This is a genomic window from Pseudomonas sp. BF-RE-21 (assembly GCF_019947305.1).
Lineage (GTDB): Bacteria > Pseudomonadota > Gammaproteobacteria > Pseudomonadales > Pseudomonadaceae > Aquipseudomonas > Aquipseudomonas migulae.
In genome coordinates, this window is record NZ_JAGYGF010000001.1 from 17,170 (window position 1) to 42,914 (window position 25,745).

27 protein-coding genes and 2 pseudogenes are annotated in these 25,745 nt (G+C 60.5%); 16 read left to right on the forward strand and 13 right to left on the reverse strand.

Features of this window, described 5'->3' with window-relative positions; genetic code table 11:
- Positions 1-1,494, reverse strand: a complete 1,494-nt coding sequence (locus KGB25_RS00065) for a YifB family Mg chelatase-like AAA ATPase (RefSeq protein ID WP_223434005.1) — start codon at positions 1,492-1,494, stop codon at positions 1-3.
- Positions 1,495-1,866: 372 nt separating this feature from the next.
- On the opposite strand from KGB25_RS00065, the pseudogene KGB25_RS00070 reads away from it, so the two are divergent.
- Positions 1,867-2,171: pseudogene (locus tag KGB25_RS00070) on the forward strand (HigA family addiction module antitoxin).
- A 295-nt stretch (positions 2,172-2,466) separates the two neighbouring features.
- On the opposite strand, the gene KGB25_RS00075 reads toward KGB25_RS00070, so the two are convergent.
- Together KGB25_RS00075 and KGB25_RS00080 are read right to left on the reverse strand one after the other, a co-directional pair.
- Positions 2,467-2,994, reverse strand: a complete 528-nt coding sequence (locus tag KGB25_RS00075) for a Bro-N domain-containing protein (protein ID WP_223434007.1) — start codon at positions 2,992-2,994, stop codon at positions 2,467-2,469.
- 411 nt (positions 2,995-3,405) lie between these two features.
- The gene (locus tag KGB25_RS00080; protein ID WP_008030504.1) at positions 3,406-3,666 is read right to left on the reverse strand and encodes an accessory factor UbiK family protein; all 261 of its coding nucleotides are present in this window, start codon (positions 3,664-3,666) and stop codon (positions 3,406-3,408) included.
- A gap of 418 nt (positions 3,667-4,084) precedes the next feature.
- Here KGB25_RS00080 and glnK point away from each other — a divergent pair, with 418 nt between their 5' ends.
- The 4 genes from glnK (at position 4,085) to sutA (ending at position 6,861) form a co-directional block, all read left to right on the forward strand.
- Complete coding sequence (gene glnK / locus KGB25_RS00085) at positions 4,085-4,423, forward strand: P-II family nitrogen regulator (RefSeq protein ID WP_002555808.1); 339 nt, start codon at positions 4,085-4,087, stop codon at positions 4,421-4,423.
- Between the two features lie 36 nt (positions 4,424-4,459).
- Positions 4,460-5,797: an ammonium transporter gene (locus KGB25_RS00090; protein ID WP_008030500.1), complete on the forward strand. Its 1,338-nt coding sequence runs from the start codon at positions 4,460-4,462 to the stop codon at positions 5,795-5,797.
- 213 nt (positions 5,798-6,010) lie between these two features.
- Positions 6,011-6,436, forward strand: a complete 426-nt coding sequence (locus KGB25_RS00095) for a secondary thiamine-phosphate synthase enzyme YjbQ (RefSeq protein WP_008030499.1) — start codon at positions 6,011-6,013, stop codon at positions 6,434-6,436.
- Positions 6,437-6,537: 101 nt separating this feature from the next.
- Positions 6,538-6,861, forward strand: coding sequence for a transcriptional regulator SutA (gene sutA, locus KGB25_RS00100; protein ID WP_008030496.1), 324 nt, complete (start codon positions 6,538-6,540; stop codon positions 6,859-6,861).
- A 199-nt stretch (positions 6,862-7,060) separates the two neighbouring features.
- On the opposite strand, the gene KGB25_RS00105 is transcribed toward sutA, so the two are convergent.
- The 6 genes from KGB25_RS00105 to lptM are packed head-to-tail and all read right to left on the reverse strand — an operon-like array spanning position 7,061 to position 11,668.
- Positions 7,061-7,765 (reverse strand): HAD family hydrolase, encoded by a 705-nt coding sequence (locus tag KGB25_RS00105; protein ID WP_223434008.1) that lies wholly within the window; start codon positions 7,763-7,765, stop codon positions 7,061-7,063.
- Positions 7,762-8,661: a tyrosine recombinase XerC gene (gene xerC / locus KGB25_RS00110; protein WP_008040629.1), complete on the reverse strand. Its 900-nt coding sequence runs from the start codon at positions 8,659-8,661 to the stop codon at positions 7,762-7,764. The genes KGB25_RS00105 and xerC overlap by 4 nt, the downstream gene beginning before the upstream one ends.
- A 2-nt stretch (positions 8,662-8,663) precedes the next feature.
- Positions 8,664-9,389, reverse strand: a complete 726-nt coding sequence (locus KGB25_RS00115) for a DUF484 family protein (RefSeq protein WP_008024376.1) — start codon at positions 9,387-9,389, stop codon at positions 8,664-8,666.
- 13 nt (positions 9,390-9,402) lie between these two features.
- Positions 9,403-10,233 carry a diaminopimelate epimerase gene (gene dapF, locus KGB25_RS00120; RefSeq protein ID WP_008040630.1) on the reverse strand — a complete coding sequence of 277 codons (831 nt, stop codon included), beginning with the start codon at positions 10,231-10,233 and terminating at the stop codon, positions 9,403-9,405.
- A 4-nt stretch (positions 10,234-10,237) separates the two neighbouring features.
- Entirely contained in the window at positions 10,238-11,485 is a 1,248-nt protein-coding gene (gene lysA, locus KGB25_RS00125) for a diaminopimelate decarboxylase (protein ID WP_008040631.1), read from the reverse strand.
- 9 nt (positions 11,486-11,494) lie between these two features.
- A complete protein-coding gene (gene lptM, locus KGB25_RS00130) occupies positions 11,495-11,668 on the reverse strand; it encodes an LPS translocon maturation chaperone LptM (protein WP_008040632.1) in 174 nt (57 codons plus the stop codon).
- A gap of 316 nt (positions 11,669-11,984) precedes the next feature.
- Here lptM and cyaY point away from each other — a divergent pair, with 316 nt between their 5' ends.
- From cyaY to rnk, 3 genes are all read left to right on the forward strand, one after another.
- Positions 11,985-12,317: an iron donor protein CyaY gene (gene cyaY / locus KGB25_RS00135; RefSeq protein ID WP_008024366.1), complete on the forward strand. Its 333-nt coding sequence runs from the start codon at positions 11,985-11,987 to the stop codon at positions 12,315-12,317.
- A 4-nt stretch (positions 12,318-12,321) separates the two neighbouring features.
- The gene (locus tag KGB25_RS00140; RefSeq protein WP_081500210.1) at positions 12,322-12,540 is read left to right on the forward strand and encodes a DUF1289 domain-containing protein; all 219 of its coding nucleotides are present in this window, start codon (positions 12,322-12,324) and stop codon (positions 12,538-12,540) included.
- Positions 12,541-12,811: 271 nt separating this feature from the next.
- Entirely contained in the window at positions 12,812-13,222 is a 411-nt protein-coding gene (gene rnk / locus KGB25_RS00145) for a nucleoside diphosphate kinase regulator (protein WP_008024364.1), read from the forward strand.
- A gap of 6 nt (positions 13,223-13,228) precedes the next feature.
- Here the strand turns inward: rnk and KGB25_RS00150 are convergent, their stop codons facing one another.
- The 3 genes from KGB25_RS00150 to KGB25_RS00160 all read right to left on the reverse strand — a co-directional run bounded on the left by KGB25_RS00150 (position 13,229) and on the right by KGB25_RS00160 (position 17,066).
- Positions 13,229-16,072 carry a class I adenylate cyclase gene (locus KGB25_RS00150; RefSeq protein ID WP_223434009.1) on the reverse strand — a complete coding sequence of 948 codons (2,844 nt, stop codon included), beginning with the start codon at positions 16,070-16,072 and terminating at the stop codon, positions 13,229-13,231.
- A gap of 193 nt (positions 16,073-16,265) precedes the next feature.
- A complete protein-coding gene (locus KGB25_RS00155) occupies positions 16,266-16,511 on the reverse strand; it encodes a TIGR02647 family protein (RefSeq protein WP_008024358.1) in 246 nt (81 codons plus the stop codon).
- Positions 16,512-16,781: 270 nt separating this feature from the next.
- Positions 16,782-17,066, reverse strand: a complete 285-nt coding sequence (locus KGB25_RS00160) for a hypothetical protein (protein WP_008024357.1) — start codon at positions 17,064-17,066, stop codon at positions 16,782-16,784.
- A 126-nt stretch (positions 17,067-17,192) separates the two neighbouring features.
- On the opposite strand from KGB25_RS00160, the gene KGB25_RS00165 reads away from it, so the two are divergent.
- Together KGB25_RS00165 and KGB25_RS00170 are read left to right on the forward strand one after the other, a co-directional pair.
- Positions 17,193-17,852 carry a glutathione S-transferase family protein gene (locus KGB25_RS00165; protein WP_223434010.1) on the forward strand — a complete coding sequence of 220 codons (660 nt, stop codon included), beginning with the start codon at positions 17,193-17,195 and terminating at the stop codon, positions 17,850-17,852.
- Between the two features lie 195 nt (positions 17,853-18,047).
- Positions 18,048-18,722 carry a glutathione S-transferase family protein gene (locus KGB25_RS00170; protein ID WP_032832560.1) on the forward strand — a complete coding sequence of 225 codons (675 nt, stop codon included), beginning with the start codon at positions 18,048-18,050 and terminating at the stop codon, positions 18,720-18,722.
- 56 nt (positions 18,723-18,778) lie between these two features.
- Here the strand turns inward: KGB25_RS00170 and argH are convergent, their stop codons facing one another.
- Entirely contained in the window at positions 18,779-20,173 is a 1,395-nt protein-coding gene (argH, locus tag KGB25_RS00175) for an argininosuccinate lyase (protein ID WP_008040637.1), read from the reverse strand.
- A 241-nt stretch (positions 20,174-20,414) separates the two neighbouring features.
- Here argH and KGB25_RS30485 point away from each other — a divergent pair.
- The 6 genes and pseudogenes from KGB25_RS30485 to KGB25_RS00200 all read left to right on the forward strand — a co-directional run.
- Positions 20,415-20,624, forward strand: a pseudogene (locus tag KGB25_RS30485) (sensor histidine kinase); the annotation flags it as partial.
- Positions 20,621-21,367: a LytR/AlgR family response regulator transcription factor gene (locus KGB25_RS00180; protein ID WP_008024350.1), complete on the forward strand. Its 747-nt coding sequence runs from the start codon at positions 20,621-20,623 to the stop codon at positions 21,365-21,367. The pseudogene KGB25_RS30485 and the gene KGB25_RS00180, both read left to right, overlap by 4 nt.
- A 138-nt stretch (positions 21,368-21,505) precedes the next feature.
- Positions 21,506-22,447 carry a hydroxymethylbilane synthase gene (gene hemC / locus KGB25_RS00185; protein ID WP_008040638.1) on the forward strand — a complete coding sequence of 314 codons (942 nt, stop codon included), beginning with the start codon at positions 21,506-21,508 and terminating at the stop codon, positions 22,445-22,447.
- On the forward strand, positions 22,444-23,211 hold the full coding sequence (locus KGB25_RS00190) for a uroporphyrinogen-III synthase (protein ID WP_008040639.1): 768 nt from the start codon (positions 22,444-22,446) through the stop codon (positions 23,209-23,211). Before hemC ends, KGB25_RS00190 begins: the two co-directional genes overlap by 4 nt.
- Before the next feature lie 16 nt (positions 23,212-23,227).
- Entirely contained in the window at positions 23,228-24,382 is a 1,155-nt protein-coding gene (locus KGB25_RS00195; protein ID WP_192227479.1) for a uroporphyrinogen-III C-methyltransferase, read from the forward strand.
- Positions 24,379-25,617 carry a heme biosynthesis protein HemY gene (locus KGB25_RS00200; protein ID WP_192416641.1) on the forward strand — a complete coding sequence of 413 codons (1,239 nt, stop codon included), beginning with the start codon at positions 24,379-24,381 and terminating at the stop codon, positions 25,615-25,617. The genes KGB25_RS00195 and KGB25_RS00200 overlap by 4 nt, the downstream gene beginning before the upstream one ends.
- The last annotated feature ends 128 nt before the right edge of the window (positions 25,618-25,745 follow it).

Below are 25,745 nucleotides of genomic sequence, written 5' to 3' on the forward strand. Positions count from 1 at the left end.
TCAGCTGGAGGCTGGCCGATATTGCAGCGCTTCAGCCAGATGTCCACGGGTGATGCCATCGACCTGCTCAAGGTCTGCGAGGGTTCGTGCGACCTTGAGCAGTCGATGCGCAGACCTCAACGACAGGGTCAGGCGTTCACACGCTGTTTCCAGCCAGGTTTCGTCGATTGTGGATAACGTGCAGTGTTTGCGCAGGCCCGGCAGATCAAGGAAAGCGTTCGCGCAGCCCTGGCGTTTGTGTTGCCGCTCTCTGGCGTCGGCGACCAGCAACGCGGCGGTGGCGGTGTCATCGCCGGGTTTGAGTGCAGGATTCAGCGCCGTGGCTTCCCGGGCGACGGTCAGGTGCAGGTCGATACGGTCCAGCAATGGTCCCGACAATTTATTGCGGTAGCGCTGGACCATGTCCGGTGTACAGCTGCATTTACCACTGGGTTCGCCAAGATATCCACAGGGACACGGGTTCATCGCGGCCACCAATTGAAAGCGGGCCGGAAACCTCACGCGATCCTTGGCGCGGGAAATCACGATATGGCCGGACTCCAGCGGCTCTCGCAAAACCTCCAGCACCTTGCGGTCGAACTCCGGCAGTTCATCGAGGAATAGAACGCCATGATGGGCGAGGGTGATTTCTCCGGGTTGCGGCTTCGAACCGCCGCCCACCAACGCCGGGCCGGAGGCGGAGTGATGGGGTTGGCGGAAGGGCCTTTGCGGCCAGTGGCTCAAGGGCACGCAACTGGTGACGGATTGAATGGCGGCGACTTCCAGCGCTTCATGTTCGGCCAGGGGGGGAAGCAGTCCCGGCAAGCGACTCGCCAGAAGGGTTTTTCCGGTGCCCGGTGGTCCACTGAACAGCAGGTTATGAGCGCCCGCCGCCGCAATCAGCAATGCGCGCTTGGCTGAAAGTTGGCCCTGTACTTCGTTCAAGTCTGGATAGGGTTTGCTGGCATAGAGCAAACCGTTGGAAACGTAAGGCTCGACCGGTGTGTGCCCATTGAAGTGCGCGACCGCTTCCAGCAAATGATCCACCGCGATCACCTTCAACCCCGACGCCAGGCAAGCCTCCTCGGCATTCGCTCGCGGCACCATCAGCGAGCGCCCGGCCTTGCGCGCCGCCAGTGCGGCCGGCAACACGCCCCGCACGGCACGCACCGCGCCTGATAGCGCCAGTTCTCCCAGACATTCCACATCATCCAGTGTCAGCGTTGGCACCTGCACGCTGGCGGACAGAATCCCCAGGGCAATCGCCAGATCGAATCGTCCGCCGTCCTTCGGTAAATCAGCGGGGGCGAGATTCAGCGTGATACGCCGCGCCGGGAATTGCAGGCCTGAGTTGATGATCGCACTGCGTACCCGGTCCTTGCTTTCCTTCACCGCTGCTTCGGGTAAACCGACCATGGTCAGCGATGGCAGACCGTTGGCCAGGTGGACTTCGACGGTGACGGCGGGCGCATCCACGCCGATTTGGGCGCGACTGTGGACGATGGAGAGGGACATGGTCGTTCCTTGAGCTTTACGGGAAGCCGCTTCCTGCGGGTTTTTGAAGGTTAGTCGGGGAGGCCGATTTGAGCCTGGCTGGAAAGGAGAGAAACTTTCGCAGGATGTTGCGAGCTTAATGTAGGAGCGAGCTTGCTCGCGATGGTCGTTAACGAAGGCACGTGTTAGCTAAATGAATGCGGCGTTCTGGCGTTCATCGCGAGCGAGCTCGCTCCTACATGATTTTTCTTAGCCGAAGAACCTGTGCCGCAGGGGCTGTTTTGTAGGACCGGGCCGAAATGTATGAAGGACCTCGGCGAAAAGGGGCGGACGTGGTTGTGCGCTGGAGGGCGCCGCTTATGATCTCTTCAGATCAAACTGTCGGGAGATGAAATGAGGACTAATGGAATGCGGCCGATTCATCCCGGTGAGGTCCTTGAAAAGGAGTTTCTTGAACCTCTGAGCCTTACGGCTACCGCTTTGGCCAGAGCGTTGAATATGTCGTCACCTACGGTAAACGATATCGTGCTGCAACGTCGGGGTGTCAGTGCTGATATGGCTCTGAGGTTATCTATTTGTCTGGACACGACCCCCGAGTTTTGGCTGAACCTGCAATCAACTTACGATTTGCGCAAGGCTGAAATTGAGCGTGGGGCTGCGATCCGGGATCAGGTTGAGCGGCTCCGCACTGCGCCTGATGATTACCTGGATTGATTGAACCCACGCAAGAGCGTGGTTTTTTCGGTTCTTCACGCAATCCCGTGAAATCACGCCGAACCTGTAGGAGCCGGCTTGCTGGCGATGGACGCACGTGCGCCGCGTTGATCCAGACAGCATGCGTCATCGTTAACGGCCATCGCCAGCAAGCCGGCTCCTACAGGGGGAATGCGTACACTTGGCAATCAGGTCGGATGGCAGGCCGCCTTGGTTGCTTGGGCGGCACTCGACGCTTTGAGAAGCTGAGTACCCGGGATCTTGTGAAGAAAGTTGGATTCAAAACGCGTGAAGCATTCTTGAAGCTCTTTTCCACCACGGGTGATTAGCCGGATGTCTTGGTGACTCATTACTTGGCAACAGTTGCGGAACATCCTGCAACCGAATCCACGGCTGGTTATTCCAGTGCAGCAAGCTCAGTGACATTTCCGGCCAGTTCAGCAGGCTCAGGATGGGGCGTTCGGTTGAGGTGGGTTGTTCTGCGTCTCTCAGGGCAGGCACTACGTCGTGGGTCAGCCATTCGCGCAGGGCTCGGTGTTCGGGGCAGTAGTGGTAGATCAGTAGTGCGTAGACGCCGGATTCGCTGATCAGCAGGGTGTTTTCGATTCTGCCGTGGATGAGCATTTGTGCGGACTGGCGTTGGTCGGGATCGAGTTTGCGGACGGCGCGGTCGTCGAGGTAGAGGCGCAGGAAGCGGCCGAGGTCGCGGGCGCTGAACCAAGGTTGGTTTTGGAGGAGGAGGGCGTGGAGGTGGAGTTTGTGGCGGGTGAAGACGTGGGGGATCAGATAAGCATCATCGCTATTCATTGATACAGCTCCTCTTGCTAAAAGGGCTGCCCGCAATCGTCGCCAAACAATTGGGTGGCAGTTGTACGCGGGTTGGCGAACCGGAGCAAAAGGAACCCGGCAGACCCGAAGGCCTCCCACGCACAACCGCCATGACTTGTGTCGATGGTCGTCATGCTCCTTAAGCTTCCAGGTCGCCAAACCCGGTGCTGAACATTCAGCATTGGGCGAGCTTAGGAACCGGGGCATTGCGGCGCAATCGGACGGCGGTGGTTTTGTTGTAGGACGTTGCCGGGATTTTTGCGGGGCTGAAGATCAAATGATCGCAGCCTGCGGCAGCTCCTACAGATGAATCTGAAGGTCGTGCCGACCTTCAATCGCGAGCAGGCTCGCTCCCACAGGGGATTGGGTTTTTACAGTGGGTTTTGCGTGTTATTCGGTTGGCGGATTGAGCTTCGCTTCCAGCTCGGCAACCTTCGCTTCCAGGCTTTCCAAGCGTGCCCGCGTGCGTGCCAGCACGACCATCTGACTATCAAACTCTTCCCGGCTCACCAGGTCCAGTTTGCTGAAGCCGCTCTGCAGCAACGCCTTGAACTGGCTTTCGATTTCGCTTTTCGGCAGTGGGGTGTCGCCGCTGAAGAGGCGGGAGGCTGTGCCGGTCAAGGCGTCGAGGAAATCTTTGGGCGCGAGCATGGGAAAGGTCCTGGAAACAATGGCGGGCAGTGTATCACGCAGTGTCTATAGTCAATCCCGACCGCAGGGATGCACGCTTTTCGCGCATGCGGACGGACGGTGCCGCACCGTTGTTGTGCGTAACGCGTCCGGTGTTGCAGCGATGTGGTGGACATCTACGGCCAAGAGCTTGAAAACTGAGGGTTTTGTGGAGATGGCAAGCTTTCTGCTTAGACGGTAGTGACCCATGCACTGATGCAGTCGATGTGACGAATGCAGTGCGCCAAGCGAAACGGGGGAAGAGTTTCGTGCGGAGCGGTTAGCTGGCGTCGGACGGGCAGGTAAGGCCGACGATGCGTTACAAAGCCAGGCACTGCGCTTAGACTTGAGCCGGGTTTGTTTTCCTGGGGCAAGTCCACCAATTCGGGAGAGAGTTTTCATGAAGCTAGTCACTGCCATCATCAAGCCGTTCAAGTTGGACGACGTGCGCGAATCGCTGTCCGAGATCGGCGTGCAGGGCATTACCGTTACCGAAGTCAAAGGCTTCGGGCGGCAGAAGGGTCACACCGAGCTGTATCGCGGCGCGGAATACGTGGTCGATTTCCTGCCCAAGGTGAAGATCGATGTCGCCATTGACGACAAGGATCTTGATCGGGTTATCGAGGCGATAACCAAGGCAGCCAACACCGGCAAGATCGGTGACGGCAAGATCTTCGTGGTCAATCTGGAACAGGCGATTCGCATCCGTACCGGCGAAACCGATACCGACGCGATTTAAGCCGCCACAAACCCCAACGCCCCAGGAGAAAACAATATGACTCTGCGTAAATTCGCAGGGCTAGGAGCCCTGTTGTCCCTCGTAATGCCCAGCCTGGCCATGGCGGCAGACGAAGTGGCGGCCCCAGTCCTCAATTCCGGCGATACCGCCTGGATGCTGACCTCGACAGCCCTCGTGCTGTTCATGACCATTCCCGGCCTCGCGCTGTTCTACGGCGGCATGGTTCGCTCCAAAAACATTCTTTCCGTGATGATGCAGTGCTTCGCCATTACCGGTCTGATCAGCGTCCTGTGGGTCATTTATGGCTACAGCATCGCGTTCGACACCACCGGCATGGAACAGGGCGTCGTCAACTTCAACTCCTTCTTCGGCGGCATGGGCAAGGCTTTCCTCGCCGGTGTCACCCCCGCCAGCCTGACGGGTCCTGCGGCGTTGTTCCCTGAGGCGGTGTTCATCACCTTCCAGATGACTTTCGCCATCATCACCCCTGCGCTGATCGTCGGTGCCTTCGCTGAGCGGATGAAGTTCTCCGCGATGCTGATCTTCATGGGCATCTGGTTCACTCTGGTTTATGCACCGATCGCGCACATGGTCTGGTCCGGCAACGGCGGCCTGATGTGGGACTGGGGCGTGCTCGACTTCGCTGGCGGCACCGTGGTGCACATCAACGCCGGTGTGGCCGGTCTGGTGGCGTGCATCGTGCTCGGCAAGCGTAAAGGCTTCCCGACCACACCGATGGCCCCGCACAACCTCGGTTACACCCTGATGGGCGCAGCCATGCTGTGGGTTGGCTGGTTCGGCTTCAACGCCGGTTCCGCCGCAGCGGCCAACGGCACTGCCGGCATGGCGATGCTGGTTACCCAGATCGCAACCGCCGCCGCCGCACTGGGCTGGATGTTTGCCGAGTGGGTCACCCACGGCAAGCCAAGTGCACTGGGTATCGCCTCGGGTGTGGTCGCCGGTCTGGTTGCAATCACCCCGGCCGCTGGCACCGTGGGCCCGATGGGCGCGCTGGTGATCGGTCTGGCAGCGGGCGTGGTGTGCTTCTTCTGCGCCACCACCCTGAAACGCAAACTCGGTTATGACGATTCCCTGGACGCCTTCGGCGTGCACGGTATCGGCGGTATCCTCGGCGCGATCCTGACCGGTGTGTTCGCAGCTCCGTCGCTGGGTGGCTTCGGCACCGTCACCGACATCGCCGCACAAGTCTGGATTCAGTGCAAAGGCGTGGGCTTCACGGTGATCTACACCGCAATCGTCACCTACATCATTCTCAAGGTACTGGACGCTGTCATGGGTCTGCGTATCACCGAAGAAGAAGAGGCTGTCGGTATCGATCTGGCGCTTCACAACGAACGCGGCTACAACTTGTAAGACGCGCATAAAAAACTTGCCCGGCTTGCCGGGCATTTTTTTGTCTGGAGTTTGTCAGTGTGAGGACTGCTGAAAGGTTTTTTCGTACACGTTTAGTGGTGTTTACGGCGGGCGTTTTTCTGCGGCCAATGGCTTACATGATTGAAGGAATATTAGGGCCTTTGTTTTTTCCCAGAGCGCGCTAGAATGCGCCCCGAACGTGCGGAGAACTGTATGTGGCAACAGACTCTGATTACCCTGCGGGCGAGGCCCCGGGGCTTTCATCTGGTAACGGACGAGTTACTCGCCGGCCTGCCTGAACTCAAGGCGTGTCGGGTCGGTCTGTTGCATTTGTGGCTGCAGCATACCTCGGCGTCGTTGACCATCAACGAGAACGCCGATCCGGCGGTACGTCGCGACTTCGAACGATTTTTCAATCGTCTGATCCCACAAGGAACAGACGGCTATGAGCATAACGACGAAGGCCTGGACGACCTCCCGGCGCACTTCAAGGCCAGCGTGCTTGGCTGTCAGCTCAGTTTGCCGATTTCGGCGGGCCGACTGGCGTTAGGGACCTGGCAAGGCGTTTATCTGGGCGAGCACCGTGATTTTGGCGGTGCCCGTAAAGTCCTCGCCACCGTGCACGGTGAAGAGGCATGAGCCGCTGGTCACCAGCGGTTATTGAATTTTTCCGGCAGCCTTCGACAGAGGGCAAAGCTGGGCTATAACTAATCTGCTTTTCGCAAGTCATGAGGTAGAACATGAGCGACGATGATCTGGAAAACGACGACCTCGAAGTAGGCGACGACGACGAAACCGAAGAAGGTCTGGAAGCAGCGGCGGAAGACGTCGCTGAAGACGACGGCGGTGATGCGCCCGTTCCGACCGCCAAAGGCAAAGCCAAGGCAGCGGTATCGGTCGATGAGCTGCCGAGCGTCGAAGCAAAAAACAAGGAACGCGATGCCTTGGCCAAGGCCATGGAAGAGTTCCTGGCCAAGGGCGGCAAGGTGCAGGAAGTGGAGGCCAATGTGGTCGCCGATCCTCCCAAGAAGCCTGACAACAAGTACGGCAGCCGGCCTATCTAAGCGTCTGCCCTTGCTTGCTGAAAAAGCCCGCCGTCGCTGCGGGCTTTTTCATGCCTGTAAAAAAGTCTGGAGACCCGTGTAGATCCCCTGTGGGAGCGAGCCTGCTCGCGATGACGGTGTGTCAGTCAACATCAATTGGGAATGTTAAGGCCTCATCGCGAGCAGGCTCGCTCCCACAGGGTCGGTGGTGAATTCAAGGTCAGTGATGGACATTCCACCGAGCCAACAACGCCGGCAATTCGGTCAGGCTGCGAATCTCGGCGTCCGGCGCTTTCTGCGCCTCCCACAATTTGCCCTGCGGGTTAAACCAGATCGCTCGCAACCCCGCCTGCTGCGCCCCAGCAATGTCATCACCCGGATGGTCGCCGATATGCACCGCTGTCGCGGCCGTTGCGCCGCCACGCTTCAGCGCCTCATGAAACAGGCGTGCGTCCGGTTTGGCGATGCCGATGTCTTCGGCGCACAGCGCAAACTTGAAGTAGTCGGCCAGCCCTAAACGGCGTACATCGGCATTGCCATTGGTGACGACGCCGAGTGCATAGTGTTTGGCCAGCGTCTCCAGTGTCGGCTCGACTTCCGGGAAGATTTCCAGCTGATGCCGGGCATGCAGAAACACTTCAAAACTTTGATCGGCCAAGTCTGACGCCTGTTCATGGCCGTAACCGGCCTCTTCCAGGGCATGGAAAAGCACCCGGCGACGCAAGGCACTGATTCGATGCTTGAGGCTCGGTTCGCTGCCCAGAATGCGCTCGCGAATCCCCCACAAATGCTCCACCGGCACCGCGCCCAGATTCGGTGCATGTTCGGTCAGCCATTCACGCAATACGGCTTCGGCGCTGACAATGACCGGGGCGGTATCCCACAAGGTGTCGTCGAGGTCGAAGGTGATCAATTGGATCGTCATGAATCATCGCCCTTAATGCGTTTGGCCCGTGGATGGGCGCTGTCGTAAACCGTCGCCAGATGCTGGAAGTCCAGGTGGGTGTAGATCTGGGTGGTCTTGATGTCCGAGTGGCCGAGTAATTCCTGCACCGCGCGCAGGTCCTGCGAGGACTCCAGCAGGTGGCTGGCGAAGGAGTGTCGCAACATGTGCGGATGCAGGTTTTGCCCCAGTTCACGCTCACCGGCGGCCTTGACCCGCACCTGAATCGCCCGAGGGCCGAGGCGCCGGCCTTGCTGGCTGACAAACACGGCGTCATCCGCCGGGTTGGTCATGGCGCGCAATGGCAGCCACAACTCCAGTGCTTCGCGGGCCTTTTTACCGACCGGCAACAGGCGCGTCTTGCTACCTTTACCGAGCACCTGAACCATGCCGTCGGCCAGGTCCAGTTGATCGAGATTGAGCCCGGTCAGCTCCGAAAGCCGCAAGCCCGAGGAATAGAACAGCTCCAGGATCGCCTGATCCCGACGCGCCAGAAAATCATCCTCTACCGCACCTTCAAGCAGTTGCAGGGCTCGGTCGGTGTCGAGGGTTTTCGGCAATCGCCGCTCGCCTTTCGGCGGCGCCAGGCCATTGGCCGGATCGTGATCGCAGAGACCTTCGCGGTTCAGATAATGATAGAGCCCGCGCACGGCCGAGAGCAGGCGCGCCAGGCTGCGCGACGATTGACCCTGGGAATGCAGGCGGGCGATCAGGCTGCGCAGGCGCTGGATATCCAGCGCGGCCCAGCTGCCGATGTTTTGTTTGACGCAAAAGCCCAGCACTTTGTCGAGGTCGCGGCGGTAGGCGTACAGCGTGTGGGGCGACACCTGCCGCTCACTGCGCAGGTGTTCGCAGTAAGCGTCCAGTTGCCGTTCCACGATCAGCGTACCGAGCGCAGAGAGCTGTTGACCCGTGGCAGCACGCGGCCCATGACTTCGGCGATGTAGCTAAGGAACAGCGTGCCGACCGAGCTTTTGTAGTGCTGCGGATCACGGCTGGCGATGGCCAGGACGCCGAGAATGCCTTGATGGCTGATGGCGACGACGGCGGTTGAGCCGATCTGCTTACGCTGCTCTTCGCCGAACAGGAAATCCAGTTCATGCTCGCGCAGGCTGCCGCTGACGCTTTTGTCTTCCGAAAGCAAACCGCCAATGGCCGTTTGCGCGTCGGCGTGGGTCACCCAGCGGCCAACCGGCATCGGGTTGTCGCCCAGCAGGATCAGGCTGACAAAAGGCACCTGAAAGTCCTGACGCAGACTGTCTTCGACGCTGATCACCACATCTTCCAGGCTGGTGGCGTCCATCAGCGCGAGGATCAGGCGGCGGGTCTTGTCGAAGAGACGGTCGTTGTCGCGGGCCACGTCCATCAAGTGCGACAGGCGATGGCGCAGTTCGATATTGCGGTCGCGCAGGATGGTCATCTGGCGCTCGACCAGCGAAATGGTGTCGCCTCGCTGGTGCGGAATGCGCAGGGCCGGGAGCAGTTCTTCGTGCTCGACGAAGAAATCCGGATGAGCCTCCAGGTACGCGGCAATCGCCGCCGCCTCAAGGCTTTCGGAAGGGGATTCGTCGGGCTGTAGGGCGGGAACCTGGGGCTTGTCGGTCATGGGTTTGACTCACTCAAAGACGTACTTGTCCTTCATATACACGGACTGCCGGGCCGGTCATCAACACCGGTTGGCCAGGGCCTGCCCATTCAATGGACAGACGCCCGCCGGGCAGGTCGATCAATAGCGGCGAATCCATCCACCCCTGGCTGATCGCGGCCACTGCAGCAGCGCAGGCGCCGGTGCCGCAGGCCTGGGTTTCCCCGGCGCCACGTTCCCAGACGCGCAGCTGTGCGCGGTTCCGGTCGATGACCTGGAGAAAACCGACATTGACCCGCGCCGGGAAGCGCGGGTGGTGTTCGATTTTCGGCCCCAGTTCATGCACCGGTGCGTTGTTGATATCGCTGACACGCAGCACGGCGTGCGGATTGCCCATCGACACAGCGGCGAGTTCCACCGTGGTGCCGTCGACGTCGAGCGAGTAGCTCGGCGCCTGAGTGTCGGCAACGAACGGGATGTCGGCCGGCACCAGGCGCGGTGCGCCCATGTCGACGCTGATCTGGCCGTCACTGCGGATATCCAGCTCGATAATGCCACTTTTGGTTTCGACGCGAATCTGCCGTTTTGCGGTCAGGCGCTTGTCGAGTACGAAGCGGGCGAAACAGCGCGCACCGTTGCCGCACTGTTCCACTTCGGAACCGTCGGAGTTGAAAATCCGATAGCGGAAATCCACGTCCGGGTTGCTCGGCGCTTCGACGATCAGCAACTGGTCGAAACCGATGCCGGTGTGCCGATCGCCCCATTGCTTGGCATGCTTGGGCAGGATGTGCGCGTGCTGGCTGACCAGGTCGAGGACCATGAAGTCATTGCCCAGGCCGTGCATCTTGGTAAAACGCAGCAGCATGGTTTTACTCCGGCAGCAGGCTTTCGCCAGCAAACAACTCGGCTACCGTCTCACGGCGACGCACTTCAAATGCCTGATCACCGTCCACCAACACTTCGGCGGCGCGGCCGCGGGTGTTGTAGTTGGAACTCATGACAAACCCGTAGGCGCCGGCCGAATGCACAGCCAGCAGGTCGCCTTCTTCCAGGGCCAGCTGACGATCCTTGGCCAGGAAGTCGCCGGTCTCGCAGATCGGCCCGACGATGTCGTAGGCACGAGCGGCGGTGGCGCGAGGGCGCACGGCGGTGACGTCCATCCAGGCCTGGTACAGCGCCGGGCGGATCAGGTCGTTCATGGCCGCGTCGACGATGGCGAAGTCTTTGTGTTCGGTGTGCTTGAGGTATTCGACCTGAGTCAGCAGCACGCCGGCGTTGGCGACAATGAAGCGGCCCGGCTCGAACACCAGCGCCAGGTCACGACCGTCGAGACGCTCGCGCACGGCTTTGATGTAGTCGGCAGCCAATGGTGGCTCTTCATCGCGATAACGCACGCCCAAGCCACCACCGAGATCGATGTGGCGCAGGTAGATGCCGCAATCGCCGAGGCGGTCGACCAGGCCCAGCAGGCGGTCGAGGGCATCGATGAACGGCGGCAGGGTGGTCAGTTGCGAACCGATGTGGCAATCGACGCCGACCACTTCCAGGTTCGGCAGCTGCGCGGCACGCACGTACACGTCTTCGGCGTCGGCAATGGCGATGCCGAACTTGTTCTCTTTGAGACCGGTGGAAATGTACGGGTGCGTGCCGGCATCGACGTCCGGGTTCACACGCAGCGAGATCGGTGCGCGAACGCCCAGCTCGGCGGCGACGATTTGCAGGCGTTCCAGCTCATCGGTGGACTCGACGTTGAAGCAGTGCACGCCGACTTCCAGGGCGCGACGCATGTCGTCACGGGTCTTGCCGACACCGGAGAACACGATCTTGTCGGCGCTGCCGCCGGCGGCCAGTACGCGTTCCAGCTCACCACGGGAGACGATGTCAAAACCGGCGCCCAATCGCGCCAGGACATTCAGCACACCCAGGTTGGAGTTGGCCTTGACCGCGAAGCAGACCAGGTGCGGCATGCCGGCCAGTGCATCGGCATACGCCAGGTACTGGGCTTCGATGTGGGCACGGGAGTAGACGTAAGTCGGGGTGCCAAAGCGTTCGGCGATGGCGGACAGGGCAACCCCTTCCGCGAACAGCTCGCCGTCACGGTAGTTAAAAGCGTCCATGGCGTTCCCTTATTGGTAGACGTCGTGCTTGTGTGCTTTCGACGGCTGCTTTTGCGAGGACTGGGCCTGCTCGGCAGGGTCCTGGGAATCGTCAGGCAGGTACAGCGGACCTTTTTGACCACAGGCCGACAATAAACAAGCAACCGCGACGAGCGCAGCAAAGGAAGAGATCAGGCGCTTCATGGCGAAATCCTTGAAAATGCGTTAATTGCGCCGGAGTATACCGGCCACCCGGCAGCTTGCCTATGCGACCAGGGTCCCGTCCGGCGGGGCTTGCCAGATGCCGGTCGGTATCACGCAACCCCTGTGGGAGCGGGCTTGCTCGCGAAGGGGGCAGCACATTCAGCATCTTTGTTGACTGGACCACCGCTTTCGCGGGCAAGCCCGCTCCCACAGGTGTACCTAAATCGGCCCTTGGTCGTTATCCTTTGCAATCACCGGGGCTCGCCCGTATCTTGCGGCGCTTGAGCCTGATCAGACACTTTTTGAGGTTGCCGTAATGAGTTTGTCCGAAGCGCGTTTCCACGATCTGGTCGATGCCACCCAGCAAACCCTGGAGGACATCTTTGACGACAGCGACCTGGATATCGATCTGGAGAGCTCGGCCGGTGTGCTCACCGTCAAGTTCGAAAACGGCACTCAGTTGATCTTCAGCCGCCAGGAACCCCTGCGTCAGCTGTGGCTGGCGGCGGTGTCGGGTGGCTTCCACTTCGACTACGACGAAGAGAGCGAGCGCTGGATGTGCGACAAGAGCGAAGAGCAGCTCGGCGAGATGCTTGAGCGCATCGTCCAGCAACAGGCCGGCGCTGAATTCGATTTCGAAGGTCTGTGAGATCGTGACCCAGCCGGCCCCTGTTCGACCGCCCAAGCCGCTTTACAGCAATGTCAGCCCGGCGGTGCCTTCGCCGTGCAGCGGCGTGTGTCGGCTGGATGAGCAGAAGGTCTGCCTGGGGTGTTTTCGCCATGTCGAAGACATCCGCGAATGGCGCTCGGCCGATGATGAGCGCCGGCGGGTCATCTGCGCGCAGGCTATACAACGCAAATCCTTGGCTTGATGCACAGACCTGTAGGAGCAGAGCTTGCTCGCGAAGGCGGCGCATCAGTCGATACCCATGTTGGCTGACACGCCGCCTTCGCGAGCAAGCTCTGCTCCTACAGGTTTCATCGGCGTTACCGAAAAATAGGGTCCATCGCGCCCTGCTTGTATATTTTTTGAGCTGTGATAGTGTCCAGAAACGCCTCAACCCATCGAGGCTCGTGAAAACCCCGCCTTTTTCTGGCGGGGTTTTGCTTTTTCTGTGCAGAAGAAAGGAGTCTGCCTCTATCATGACCGCACCTTCCATCACCCTTACTCGTCTGGACGTTCAACGTCTGGAACGCCTGATCGACAGCCTGGACGACACGCTGCCGGGCGTTATCGCGCTGCAAACCGAACTGGATCGCGCCGATACCGTGGTCGGTCACGATGAAGTGCCCGCCGATGTCGTGACCATGAATTCCAGAGTGCATTGCCGCGAAGAAAGCAGCGGCAAGGACTATCACCTGACGTTGGTGTACCCCAAGGATGCCAACGCGGACGAAGGCAAGATCTCCATTCTGGCGCCTGTCGGTAGCGCACTGCTGGGCCTGAAGGTTGGCCAGCACATCGATTGGCCCGCTCCGGGCGGCAAAACCCTCAAGCTGACCCTGCTTGAAGTCGAATCGCAGCCAGCCAATGGCGGCCCCTTCCCGGAATAACTTGCCTCAGACCAGCTCGAGCGCGTCATTCAATGCGCGCTCCAGATCGGCCTTGTAGCGCAGGTACAAATTGCTTGAGCTCTGACCATCACCGAGCAGGCCCGACAGGTCCAGGTCGGTGATGTAGCAGCGATAGCGATCGGTTTCACGGCGCTGCTCGACGATTTCCCGGGCGACCACACTGAACAGTTGGTCGCCATGCTCCAGCTCTGAAAATTCCCGCTGATTGCAATACAACGTGACTTGCACCTTGCCCGGTGCGGCCTTGCCGACGATCGCCTGCACATCGTAGAACGGCTTGTTGACCGGAGTTTGCGGCGCGAGTCGGGCTTCGACCCGGCGCGCTCGTCCGGGACCCGACGGCAGCAGTTGGTAATACAGCGTGTCGAGGCTCAGTGGCTGGGCGGCGTCCATCGGCAGCAAGGCATCGCGCCGGTACTGGATCGATTGCAGGAAGCGTTGCAACGGCACCAGCAGGCTTTGTTCGTCGTGATAGGGCAAGCGCTGCTGCCACAAGGCATTGAACTCATCCAGCACGTACAGATCGGCCTGGTCATCCTGAATCCGGTAGAACACCTGAATGCATTCGGGCTGACCCATGGGCAGAATCAGTGCGAGGTCCTGATCTTCCAGCGCCATTGGGTCCAGGTGCAGCGGGCTGTAGCTCGCCAGCTCCTCGCCGAGGTAGTCGAACAGCGCCGGCAGGGTGGCGAGGGCGACGTGATTGACCTGCCCCGGCACCAATTCCAACACGTGGTAATGCTGCTGGACCTGAATCAGGTAGCGGTGATTGAGCTTGCTCAGCAGCAGGTTCTGCGCGGTGTCGATCACTTCCTCGACCCGTTGCGCAATGAACTGCGCGCGGTTGTGGCAGAAACAACGCACCCGCAACTTGGGTTGCTGTGGGCCGTTCGGCAGGTTGTTGAGGTAATCGCGCAGGCAGTCGAGCAGGGCGTGAGGGCCATCGAAGCGATTGACCGACACCTCGTTCCAGCTGTTGAGCGTGACCTGATCCAGGGTCAGCACCAGGTTCTCGCGGACTCCGGCGTAACTCAGCGAGTCAGTGCGCTCGGTGGTCATCAGAATGTTCAGGTCGCGGTGATGCTTGAGCGGATCGACGCCGACGTTCACCAGAATCAGCACCTCGCTCGGCACACTGGCGCGCAGCAGCGGTTCTTCGGCGACCGTGGGCAGGGGCAGGGCGATGCTCTGTTGCAGGCTGCCGAGCAGGTTGAACAGTTCGAATTCGCTCAGGTCACTGTCGCCGGGATGCAACGCCAGACGCGTACTGCTATCGATCACGCCGTTGCGGTGGCACCAGGTCAGCAGTTCCAGCAATTGGCGGCTGCGCTTGATCGGTGCGAAATGCTCCCACTCGAGGGCGGTCAGGCTGCCGTTGTACAAACCCCACTGGGTTTGCCCCGATTCTTTCTTGTCTGGCGCATGCACCAGCGTCAGGGTGTCCTCGGCCAAGTCCGGGGCGATGCCCGGATTGATGAACTCGACTTTGTCGGCCTTGCGCTCGAACGCTGCGTACAGGCGTCGGCCCAGCACGTTGAGGTCGCGCTTGTTGATCAGGCTGACGGTCTGTTCGCTGCGGGCGAACTCGGTCAGGAAGCGGTAGCTGTAATTCAGTTCGTTGACCAACGCCCGGCGTTCGGAGCTGACCTGCCGGACTTTCCACTGGCTACGGCTATCAAGCAGCGCCAGTTGACGCTGATCCCAATGCCATTCGTGGGCCAGACGTTCAAGCAACGAGCGCTGCCAGCTCTGGGTGCGGCTGCTGCCAGTGAGTTTACGATTGACCTTCAGATACAGCGCGCGCCGCACCAACTCCAGGCGCTCATATTCGCCACGGGCGGTGAGGTATTCCTCGATTCGCCGGTAAACCACGACGTACGGGTCCAGCTCATCGAGGTCGAGCTGGTTGGCGAACACCGCTTGTTTGAAGCGCAGGCTCAGGCATTGAACCCTGGGGTGTTCGCTGGCGTAGACCTCGGTCAGCAACAGCTTGAGCACCGACTTGTAGGGTGACTCGATCCCTTTGAACAACTGCCAGAGCCCGGCGCCGATGAATTCGCCGGGCGGGATGTACGCCAGGTGCCCAAGGTCCAGGGTTTCGTCGGCACGGATGAAGCGTTTGGACAGCAGCGTGTGGGTGTAGCGGTCGTACGCGGCCTCTTCGTACACCGGCACCAGCCACCAGATGGGCGTGCGGCCGGCCAGCCAGATTGCCGTGCGGTAGAACTCGTCCAGCAGCAGGTAATGCTGGGTGGTGCCGCAGTCTTCCGAACTCAGTTGATTGTCCCGCTCGCCGAGCACGAAGCGGGCCGGGTCGATCAGGAAAAAATGCGCCTCGGCACCCTGGCTCGCAGCCCAGGTCTCGAGCAACTGGCACTTTTTACGCAGCTCGTTGAGTTCGCTTTCGCTCAAGTCCGGTGCGTGACAGACCCACACGTCCATGTCGCTTTGATCGGCCTGCGCCAGGGTGCCGAGGCTGCCCATCAGGAACAGGCCGTGAATCGGTCGCGGTGGATTGCTGCCGTGGCGCGGCTTGTATGAAAACGAGCGGGTCAGGCGCTGGGCTTCGGCCAGGGCGTTGGCGTCAGGCTCGAAGTTCGACAGCCCGGCGGGGGTGCTTCCGGAAACGTAACCCGGCAACAGCGGATGATTGACGTGGAAAAACAGCGGCAGCAGGGTCAACACCCCTTGCTGACGGGTCGACAGCCCTTCCATGGCCCGCGCCATGCGGCCCTCGTTGAGTTTCAGAAAACGTGCGCGCAACTGACCGAGAACCTTGCGGTCGATTCCCTCGTCCAGATCGGGGCGGATTTCATGGGTGCGGGTCATGTCAGCTCAAACCGGCTCGCTGGGTTCGGACGTGGAGGATCTCAGGATGAGGGGCAGTTTAGCGCCTCGGCCCCGGGATATTCAGGCTGATTTTGTTTTTTTGGCGTCAGATTTCTATCGTTGGGCGACAGTTCGTATCGAAGAGTGCCCGCGGAAATCCCGTAGCGGGGGTTTCCGTGGGCGATACGGTGGGTCAGGCTGTTTCCTGGACGCTCAGAATGGTGAGAACGGTTTGCACACTTTGCGCGGCATCACGACCCAGGCTGGTCAGATAACCGCCATCGGGTTGGTCAATCAGTTCTTTTTCGAACAGGCGTTGAGCGGCAGCTATGGCTTTCGGGGCAGCGGTCTGATGAATTTTCAAACCTTCCTGGGAACTGTCCAGGTTGAAGAGTGCGAGGATTTCCAGTTCGGCAACCAACTCAGGGGTAAGCGACATAAGGACTCCAGACTTTCTAGGAATTGGACGACAGCGCCCCTAAGGTGATCCCACTCGCGCGGCATGTCCAGTGCTCACGACAGGGTTTTTTCTCTTCGGGAAGCATTCCCCGGCAGCGGGGTGCGTACCAGTGTAGTCAGGGTTCAAAAGAACGATGTATTGATTACCTGTAGGAGCGAGGCTTGCCCGCGAAGAACGGTAACGCGGTGTTTCAGAGGGACCGCGGTGGAGCTTTCGCGGGCAAGCCTCGCTCCTACATTGGAGCAATGTTTACTTCTTTTCCGGCGGCAATTCCGGCAAGGCACGCAGTGCCGCTTCGTACCATTCGGTGTTGAACGCGCGGTCTTCTTCGAGGATCGCGTCGATTTCTACCGCTAAAACGTGAGCCATCAGGTTGAGGATTTCCTCACGCTCGTAACCCACCAGGGTCAACTTGTTGAAGGTCGCCTTGGCGGCTGGCGGGTTGTCGCTCTCGATCTGGTTTTCGATCGCTTCGATCAGGGTATTTTCGGTGAATTCTTCTTCGTCGCTATCGATGTCGGTTGGCTCGCTCATGGCAGGCTCCTCAAGGTAAGGCGGGCAGTTTACCTGCATTCAGCGCTGTGATGCTGCTGGCGAGAAACCCCCCGGGCGTTCTATAAACAGGCACTGCCAACCCCCGCACGGCCTGGAGGCTTCGTGATGCTCAAGCTTTATGGATTTTCCGTCAGTAACTACTACAACATGGTGAAACTGGCGCTGCTGGAGAAAGGACTGCCGTTCGAGGAAGTGCCGTTTTATGCGGGGCAGAGCCCTGAGGCGCTGGCCATCAGCCCGCGTGGCAAGGTGCCGGTGCTGCGCGACGAGCAAGGGTTTGTCAACGAAACCTCGGTGATTCTCGAGTACATCGAGCAGAGCCAGAAAGGCACGCCGCTGCTGCCGAGCGATCCCTTCGAGCGCGCACAGGTCCTGGCGCTGGCCAAGGAAATCGAGCTGTACATCGAGCTGCCGGCTCGTGCCTGTTATGGCGAAGCATTTTTCGGCTCGCCTTTACCCGACGCCATCAAGGACAAGACCAAAACCGAATTGCTGCTGGGTTTTGCCTCGCTTGAACGGCACGGCAAGTTTGCCCCTTATGTTGCAGGCGACAGCCTGAGCATTGCGGATTTGTACTTCCTGTACAGCGTGCCGCTGGCCTGTGCGGTGGGCCACAAGCTGTTTGGTGTTGACCTGTTGGCAGACATGCCAGCGGCCAAGGCATTGCTCGAGCGCCTGGAGCAGAACCCGAACGTGCAGCGGGTTGCGGCGGACAAGGATGCGGCGATGCCAGCGTTCCTGGCGATGGTGGCGTCCAAGAAATAAAGAAGTGGCGGCCATTGTGTGTCAGAAGATTCGCAATCTTTTGTCCCATATGGCCGTCGCCCTTGTCCGACGGACCGTTCAGGCATTTCCGTCTTACGCGGTAATAACCGGGTTCTTCCACGGCCCCGGGTATTGGTTACTTTGAGCATCGATCGTTTCCGATCAGGAAACCTCCACGGTCAAGGAGACCCGACGATGCTCAAACTGTATGGCTTTGCGGCCAGCAATTATTTCAACATGGTCAAACTGGCACTCCTGGAGAAAGGCGTGCCGTTTGAAACGGTTCCGTTTCATGGATGCCAGAACCCGGACATCCTGGCAGTCAGCCCACGCGGGAAAGTGCCGGTACTGGAAACCGAACAAGGGTTCTTGAGCGAAACGGACGCGATCCTCGATTTCATCGAAGAGACTCAACCGGGCATTTCACTGCTGCCGCAAACGCCGTTTGAAAGAGCAGGCGTTCGAGCCTTGGCCAAGGAGATCGAGTTGTATATCGAACTGCCGGCGCGAGTCTGTTATGTCGAGGTGTTCTTTGGTGGCAGGCCGACCCCCGAGGCGCTGAAGGCCAAATCCGAGCGAGACCTGATCAAGGGATTTGCCGCCCTGAAACACCGGGCGCGGTTTGCACCGTACGTGGCGGGCGAACAGTTCACCCTGGCCGATTTGTACTTTCTTTACAGCGTCGATCTGGCTGTTGACGTCGGAAAGCGTTTGTTCAACGTCGATTTCCTCGACGACATGCCCGGCGCCAAAGCGTTGCTGGAGCGCCTGGCGGATAACCCGAATGTACAAAAAGTCGCCGCTGACCGGCTGGCCGAGGCGCCTGCCTTTTTGCAGCGGGTGGGAGCCGTTGGGCGCGCGACAGCCTGAGCATAAAAAAGCTCGATGGCCTTTCAGCCATCGAGCTCAGGTGTTACAGAGACCGTTTAACGGCTGGCGAGCAACGCCTGGCCGCGAGCCACCGCCTGCTTGACCTGCGCCGGAGCGGTCCCGCCGATGTGGTCACGGGCGTTCACCGAACCTTCGAGGGTCAGCACGGCGAACACGTCCTGATCGATCTGGTCGCTGAACTTGCGCAGCTCTTCCAGGCTCATTTCCGCCAGGTCTTTACCGCTTTCCACACCGTACTTCACGGCATGGCCAACGATTTCGTGGCAGTCACGGAATGGCAGGCCACGACGCACCAGATAGTCGGCCAGGTCGGTGGCGGTGGAGAAACCGCGCAGCGCCGCTTCGCGCATCATTGCGTGCTTGGGTTTGATCGCCGGGATCATGTCGGCAAAGGCTCGCAGCGAGTCGCGCAGGGTGTCGGCGGCGTCGAACAGCGGTTCCTTGTCTTCCTGGTTGTCCTTGTTGTAGGCCAATGGCTGGCCTTTCATCAGGGTCAGCAGGCCCATCAGTGCGCCGAATACGCGACCGGTCTTGCCGCGAACCAGCTCTGGCACGTCCGGGTTTTTCTTTTGCGGCATGATCGAGCTGCCGGTGCAGAAACGGTCCGGCAGATCGATGAACTGGAACTGGGCGCTGGTCCACAGCACCAGCTCTTCGGAGAACCGCGACAAGTGCATCATCGCGATGCTCGCGGCCGAGCAGAACTCGATGGCGAAGTCACGATCGGACACGTTGTCCAGCGAGTTGCCGCCCACGGCGTCGAAGCCCAGCAGTTGCGCGGTGTATTCGCGGTCGATCGGGTACGTGGTGCCCGCCAGCGCGGCACTGCCCAGCGGCATGCGGTTGGTGCGCTTGCGGCAGTCGACCAGGCGCTCGTAGTCGCGGCTGAGCATTTCGAACCAGGCCAGCATGTGGTGCCCAAAGGTCACTGGCTGCGCGGTTTGCAGGTGAGTGAAGCCCGGCATGATGCTGCCGGCTTCGCGCTCGGCCTGTTCCAGCAAGCCTTTTTGCAGGCGGGTGATTTCGCCCAGGATCAGGTCGATCTCGTCACGCAGCCACAGGCGAATGTCGGTGGCGACCTGGTCGTTACGGCTGCGGCCGGTGTGCAGCTTTTTACCGGTCACGCCGATGCGGTCGGTCAGACGCGCCTCGATGTTCATGTGCACGTCTTCGAGGTCGATGCGCCAGTCGAACTGGCCGGCCTCGATTTCACCCTGGATGGTCTTCAGGCCATCGGTGATGCTGTCGCGCTCGGCATCAGTCAGCACACCGACCTTGGCCAGCATGGTGGCGTGGGCGATCGAGCCCATGATGTCGTGGCGATACAGGCGCTGGTCGAAAGTGACGGAGGCGGTGAAGCGGGCGACGAAGGCGTCGACGGGTTCACTGAAGCGGCCGCCCCAGGACTGATTGGTCTTGTCAGTGCTCATGAATTCGCTCGTATCGGCTGAAGAAAGATGGCGTTGAAAGCTGCGGCGGATAATAACAGGGTTGCCAATCCTGTCGCTGACACTGGTCGACACGTTTTTTTCTCATGCGTCGACCCATACTCAAGGCAGGCATTGTGGAAATTGCGCAACGATATTTTTCAATTGAGCAATAACGTGCCGGCAACCGTCTACAGTTGGACAGTAGGATCAGCGCACTTCCTGGCGCTGCAGCGGACGATAAGAAGAGGGGGTGTTCATATTGTGTATCAGCAAACCCTACGGCGATGCCTCGCCAACCGCCAATTGCCCGGCAAATAAAAATTTAGCAGTCGGACGGGCGGCACTTTTTGGCCCTCGCGCTAGTCTTAGCGTGGATCGCGGTGACAGACGTCACTTCACCTGTCTACGCTATCCTTGTGCGAGACTCACGCAGGAATCCAGCGCAATATGAATGTCCTGATCGTTGATGACGAACCCCTTGCCCGCGAGCGCCTGAGCCGAATGGTCGGCGAACTCGAGGGATACAGTGTCCTGGAGCCGAGCGCCACGAACGGCGAAGAAGCGTTGGCACTGATCGACAGCCACAAACCGGATATCGTGCTGCTCGATATCCGCATGCCGGGCCTCGATGGCCTGCAAGTGGCTGCACGATTGTGCGAACGCGAAACCCCGCCCGCCGTGGTGTTTTGCACAGGTCCCGATGAATTTGCCGTGGAAGCCTTACAGGCCAGCGCCGTAGGCTATCTGGTGAAACCTGTGCGTACAGAACAATTGCATGACGCGTTGAAAAAAGCCGAACGCCCCAATCGCGTCCAGCTCGCGGCTTTGACCCGTCCCGCCGCCGAAACCGGCAGCGGCCCGCGCAGCCATATCAGCGCCCGTACCCGTAAAGGTATTGAACTGATCCCGTTGGGGCAGGTGGTCTACTTCATTGCGGATCACAAATACGTGACCTTGCGCCATGAAGGCGGCGAAGTGCTGCTGGATGAGCCGCTCAAGGCCCTTGAGGATGAATTCGGTGACCGTTTCGTGCGGATCCACCGCAACGCCCTGGTCGCCCGCGAACGCATCGAACGCCTGCAACGCACGCCACTGGGGCATTTTCAGCTGTTCCTCAAAGGCCTGAACGGTGACGCCCTGATCGTCAGCCGACGCCATGTGGCCGGTGTGCGCAAAATGATGCAACAGCTTTAATTCGCCACCCGCAGGCGAACTTCTCACCCGATTGCCGGACGTCCGGGGCCAGGGAGGCCAGGCAATTCCTGATTCAAGTCAAAGCGGATTTGGTTGAGCTGTTATTATCTGCCGTATCTATTCAGTACGGATTGATCCATGTCCTCTCGCGAAATCCGCATCGCCACCCGCAAAAGTGCTCTCGCCCTGTGGCAGGCCGAATACGTCAAAGCCCGTCTGGAAGAGGCCCATCCGGGGCTGCTCGTGACGTTGGTGCCCATGGTCAGTCGTGGCGACAAGCTGCTCGACTCGCCGCTGTCGAAAATCGGCGGCAAGGGCCTGTTCGTCAAAGAGCTGGAAACCGCGCTGCTGGAAAATGAAGCCGACATCGCCGTGCATTCCATGAAAGACGTCCCGATGGACTTCCCGGAAGGCCTCGGTCTGTTCTGCATCTGCGAGCGAGAAGACCCGCGCGATGCCTTCGTCTCCAATACCTATGCCAGCCTGGACGAATTGCCGTCAGGCAGCATCGTCGGCACATCCAGCCTGCGCCGTCAGGCTCAGTTGCTGACCCGTCGTCCGGACCTGGAAATCCGCTTCCTGCGCGGTAACGTCAACACGCGCCTGGCCAAGCTCGATGCCGGCGAATACGACGCCATCATCCTCGCGGCGGCCGGCCTGATTCGACTGGGCTTCGAGGATCGCATCACCTCGGCGATCAGCGTCGATGACAGCCTGCCGGCCGGGGGCCAGGGTGCCGTAGGCATCGAATGCCGCTCCGCCGACCGCGAAATTCACGCCTTGCTTGCGCCGCTGCACCATCAGGACACCGCCACCCGTGTCACCGCCGAACGTGCCCTCAACAAACATCTGAATGGCGGTTGCCAGGTGCCGATCGCCTGCTACGCCGTGCTGGAAGGCGAGCAGATCTGGTTGCGTGGCCTGGTGGGCGATCCGAGCGGCGGTCTGCTGCTCAGCGCCGAAGCCCGTGCACCGCGCGCCGATGCCGAAGCACTGGGTGTGCGAGTGGCCGAAGACCTTCTGAGCCAGGGTGCCAACGACATTCTGAAAGCGGTCTACGGTGAGGCAGGTCACGAGTGACGGGCTGGCGCCTGCTGCTGACGCGTCCGGCGGATGAGTCGGCGGCGCTGAGCGCTGTGTTGGCCGAAGCGGGGATTTTCAGCAGCAGTTTGCCGCTTTTGGAAATTGAACCGATTCCGGCCTCTGCCACAATGCGCCAGGTGATTCAGGATCTGGATCGTTATTGCGCCGTGATTGTGGTCAGCAAGCCCGCCGCCAGAATCGCGGTGGACCTGGTCGACCAGTACTGGCCGCAAGCACCGCGCCTGAAGTGGTTCAGCGTAGGCGCGGCGACGGCGCAGATCCTTGATGAACACGGGTTGGACGTGAGTTTCCCGGCCGAGGGTGATGACAGCGAAGCCTTGCTGGAGCTTGCGTCGTTGCGCGAGGCTGTCGAGCAGCCTGATCCACGGGTGCTGATCCTGCGTGGGGAGGGTGGCCGCGAGTTACTCGCTGAGCGTTTGCGCGAGCTTGGTGCTAGTGTCGACTATCTGGAGTTGTATCGCCGCAAGCTTCCACAGTATCCGCCGGCAACACTGCCTGAGCGGATCAAGGCGGAACGCTTGAACGGGCTGGTGGTCAGCAGTGGACAGGGTTTTGAGCATCTGTATCAATTGGCCGGCGATGCCTGGCCACAGTTGGCGCAGTTGCCGTTGTTTGTACCAAGCCCCAGGGTCGCCGAGCTGGCACGTGCCGCCGGGGCCCAAACAGTTGTGGATTGTCGTGGCGCGAGTGCCACGGCTTTGCTGACGGTGTTACGGGAGCATCCCGAACCCGTTCTCTAATGCAAAGGATGGATACGTGAGCGAAACAGCCTTGCCTAAAGATGACTCCCGGCCATTGATCGATGCGCCGGTAGATGCACCGGTAGAAAGTGCGCCACCTGCTGCAGAGCAGCGCCGAGGCAATGGGCTGGCAATCGTCGCGCTGTTGCTGGGCGCCGCCGGTGTGGCGGTGGGCGGTTGGGGTGTCTGGCAGGTGCGTCACCTGCAAGCCAATACACAGGAGCAGTTGAGTCAGGTGCAGGCGTTGAACGATCAGGCGCAAAGCCTGAAGCTCAACGAACAGCGCCTTAGCGCACGCCTTGAGCAAATGCCTGCCGCCGAAGAACTCGATGCCCGCAGCCGGCTGGTGATTCAACTGCAAGGCGATCAGCAGCGCTTGAATCAACGCCTGGAAACCGTCCTCGGCGCCAGCCGCAAGGACTGGCGTCTGGCTGAGGCCGAACACTTGCTGCGCCTGGCCAGCCTGCGTCTTTCGGCGTTGCAGGACATCAACAGCGCTCAGGCCCTGGTGCAGGGCGCCGACGAAATTCTTCGCGAACAGAACGATCCAGGTTCCTTTGCCGCTCGCGAGCAAGTGGCGAAAACCCTGGTCGCCTTGCGCAGTACCGAACAGCCGGATCGCACCGGCCTGTTCCTGCGACTGGGTGCGCTGCGCGATCAGGTGGTCAGCCTCACCGAGCTGGCTCCCGAGTACAAGGACCGGGGCGATTCGCTGCTGGGCCTGACCGCCGATGGCGACGGCGCCAGTCGTTGGGCGCAGTGGTGGGATCAGATCTCGCGTTACATCCGTATCGATTTCAATGCCGATAAAAATGTCCGTCCGCTGCTGGCAGGGCAGAGCCTGAGCCAGGTGCGCCTGGCCTTGAGCCTGGCGCTGGAGCAGGCGCAGTGGGCGGCGCTCAATGGTCAGGCTGCGGTCTACACCCAGGCGCTGGCCGAGGCGCGGGACGTGCTCAAGGGTAATTTCAACCCGGACAACCCGCAGAGCAAAGTGATGCTCGAACAGGTTGGCGAACTGAGCAAGCAGCCGGTCACCGTGGTCACGCCGGACCTGACCGGTACGCTGAGCGCGGTTCAGGGCTATCTCGAGCGACGTAATGTCAACGCCGAGGACTCGATCAAACCCATGGCCAAACCTGCCGCAAGCACCGCGCAGGAGGCCACGCCATGAAACGCCTCTATGTGATCGTGTTTCTGGCCATTGCCGTTGCCGCCGCGTTGGGGCTGGCGATTGCCGAGCATTCCGGCTACGTGCTGATCGCCTACAAGAGCTTCCGTTTCGAATCGAGCCTGTGGGCCACCCTGGCGCTGGTGGCGGTGCTGTGGCTGGTGTTCTGGGGCATCAAGGCGTTGATCGAATTGGTGACGACCTCCAGTGGCGTGGTCAACCCATGGTCGCGGCGCAATCGCAGTCGTCGGGTGCAAGTGGCGATCGAGCACGGTCAGTTGGATTTGGCTGAGGGTCGCTGGGCCAGCGCGCAGCGTCATCTGCATCGCGCCGCCGAAGCCGAGCGCCAGCCGCTGCTTTACTACCTCGGCGCTGCCCGCGCGGCGAACGAACAAGGTCATTACGAAGAAAGCGACAACCTGCTGGAGCGCGCACTGGAGCGACAGCCTCAGGCCGAGTTGGCGATTGCCCTGAGTCACGCCCAATTGCAGACCGACCGTGGCGACACTGACGGCGCCCTGTCGACGTTGCAGGCGATGCATGAGCGTCACCCTCACAACGTACAGACCTTGCGCCAGTTGCAACGCTTGCATCAGCAGCGCGGCGACTGGTCAGCGGTGATTCGCCTGCTGCCGGAGCTGCGCAAGGACAAGGTCCTGCCGGCGGCCGAGCTGGCCGAACTTGAGCGCCGGGCCTGGGGCGAAAACCTGTCCCTGGCTGCGCGTCAGGAAGAAGACGGGACGGTGGGTTTGCAATCGCTCAACCGCGCCTGGCAACAACTCACCTCGGCTCAGCGCCAGGAACCGCAACTGGTATTGGCGTATGCCGAGCAACTTCGGCAACTGGGCGCGCAGGTTGAGGCCGAAGAGGTCCTGCGAACGGCGCTCAAGCGCAACTACGACAGCCATCTGGCACGCCTTTACGGGCTGGTTCGCGGCAGTGACTCTGCGCGTCAATTGCAGACCGCCGAGGGCTGGCTCAAGGATCATCCGGCTGACCCGAGCCTGTTGCTGACCCTTGGTCGTCTGTGTCTGCAAAACAGTTTGTGGGGCAAGGCCCGGGACTATCTGGAAAGCAGCCTGCGCGTGCAGCGCAACCCGGAAGCCTGTGCCGAGCTGGCTCGGCTGCTGGCGCAACTGGGCGACACCGAGCGCAGCAATCAGCTGTTTCAGGAAGGCCTTGGTTTGCTGGACGAACGCTTGCTGGCCGCGCCGCTACCGGCGCCGGTTCATGCCTGATTGTGTGGCGAGGGGGGCAAGCTCTCTCGCCACGCAGTAGGTGTTGCAGCGACGTTTTCTTACATTCGTAGAGCCTCGACGGCAAAGTCCTACAGAGGACTACACCTGATCCTCTCGCTTCTGTCGGG

What these genes read in the sequence shown, in the direction of transcription:
- KGB25_RS00065 (WP_223434005.1), bottom strand. Translation starts at nt 1,494, where the DNA reads ATGTCCCTCTCCATCGTCCACAGTCGCGCCCAAATCGGCGTGGATGCG.
- KGB25_RS00075 (WP_223434007.1), bottom strand. Translation starts at nt 2,994, where the DNA reads ATGAATAGCGATGATGCTTATCTGATCCCCCACGTCTTCACCCGCCAC.
- KGB25_RS00080 (WP_008030504.1), bottom strand. Translation starts at nt 3,666, where the DNA reads ATGCTCGCGCCCAAAGATTTCCTCGACGCCTTGACCGGCACAGCCTCC.
- glnK (WP_002555808.1), top strand. Translation starts at nt 4,085, where the DNA reads ATGAAGCTAGTCACTGCCATCATCAAGCCGTTCAAGTTGGACGACGTG.
- KGB25_RS00090 (WP_008030500.1), top strand. Translation starts at nt 4,460, where the DNA reads ATGACTCTGCGTAAATTCGCAGGGCTAGGAGCCCTGTTGTCCCTCGTA.
- KGB25_RS00095 (WP_008030499.1), top strand. Translation starts at nt 6,011, where the DNA reads ATGTGGCAACAGACTCTGATTACCCTGCGGGCGAGGCCCCGGGGCTTT.
- sutA (WP_008030496.1), top strand. Translation starts at nt 6,538, where the DNA reads ATGAGCGACGATGATCTGGAAAACGACGACCTCGAAGTAGGCGACGAC.
- KGB25_RS00105 (WP_223434008.1), bottom strand. Translation starts at nt 7,765, where the DNA reads ATGACGATCCAATTGATCACCTTCGACCTCGACGACACCTTGTGGGAT.
- KGB25_RS00115 (WP_008024376.1), bottom strand. Translation starts at nt 9,389, where the DNA reads ATGACCGACAAGCCCCAGGTTCCCGCCCTACAGCCCGACGAATCCCCT.
- dapF (WP_008040630.1), bottom strand. Translation starts at nt 10,233, where the DNA reads ATGCTGCTGCGTTTTACCAAGATGCACGGCCTGGGCAATGACTTCATG.
- lysA (WP_008040631.1), bottom strand. Translation starts at nt 11,485, where the DNA reads ATGGACGCTTTTAACTACCGTGACGGCGAGCTGTTCGCGGAAGGGGTT.
- lptM (WP_008040632.1), bottom strand. Translation starts at nt 11,668, where the DNA reads ATGAAGCGCCTGATCTCTTCCTTTGCTGCGCTCGTCGCGGTTGCTTGT.
- cyaY (WP_008024366.1), top strand. Translation starts at nt 11,985, where the DNA reads ATGAGTTTGTCCGAAGCGCGTTTCCACGATCTGGTCGATGCCACCCAG.
- rnk (WP_008024364.1), top strand. Translation starts at nt 12,812, where the DNA reads ATGACCGCACCTTCCATCACCCTTACTCGTCTGGACGTTCAACGTCTG.
- KGB25_RS00150 (WP_223434009.1), bottom strand. Translation starts at nt 16,072, where the DNA reads ATGACCCGCACCCATGAAATCCGCCCCGATCTGGACGAGGGAATCGAC.
- KGB25_RS00155 (WP_008024358.1), bottom strand. Translation starts at nt 16,511, where the DNA reads ATGTCGCTTACCCCTGAGTTGGTTGCCGAACTGGAAATCCTCGCACTC.
- KGB25_RS00160 (WP_008024357.1), bottom strand. Translation starts at nt 17,066, where the DNA reads ATGAGCGAGCCAACCGACATCGATAGCGACGAAGAAGAATTCACCGAA.
- KGB25_RS00165 (WP_223434010.1), top strand. Translation starts at nt 17,193, where the DNA reads ATGCTCAAGCTTTATGGATTTTCCGTCAGTAACTACTACAACATGGTG.
- KGB25_RS00170 (WP_032832560.1), top strand. Translation starts at nt 18,048, where the DNA reads ATGCTCAAACTGTATGGCTTTGCGGCCAGCAATTATTTCAACATGGTC.
- argH (WP_008040637.1), bottom strand. Translation starts at nt 20,173, where the DNA reads ATGAGCACTGACAAGACCAATCAGTCCTGGGGCGGCCGCTTCAGTGAA.
- KGB25_RS00180 (WP_008024350.1), top strand. Translation starts at nt 20,621, where the DNA reads ATGAATGTCCTGATCGTTGATGACGAACCCCTTGCCCGCGAGCGCCTG.
- hemC (WP_008040638.1), top strand. Translation starts at nt 21,506, where the DNA reads ATGTCCTCTCGCGAAATCCGCATCGCCACCCGCAAAAGTGCTCTCGCC.
- KGB25_RS00200 (WP_192416641.1), top strand. Translation starts at nt 24,379, where the DNA reads ATGAAACGCCTCTATGTGATCGTGTTTCTGGCCATTGCCGTTGCCGCC.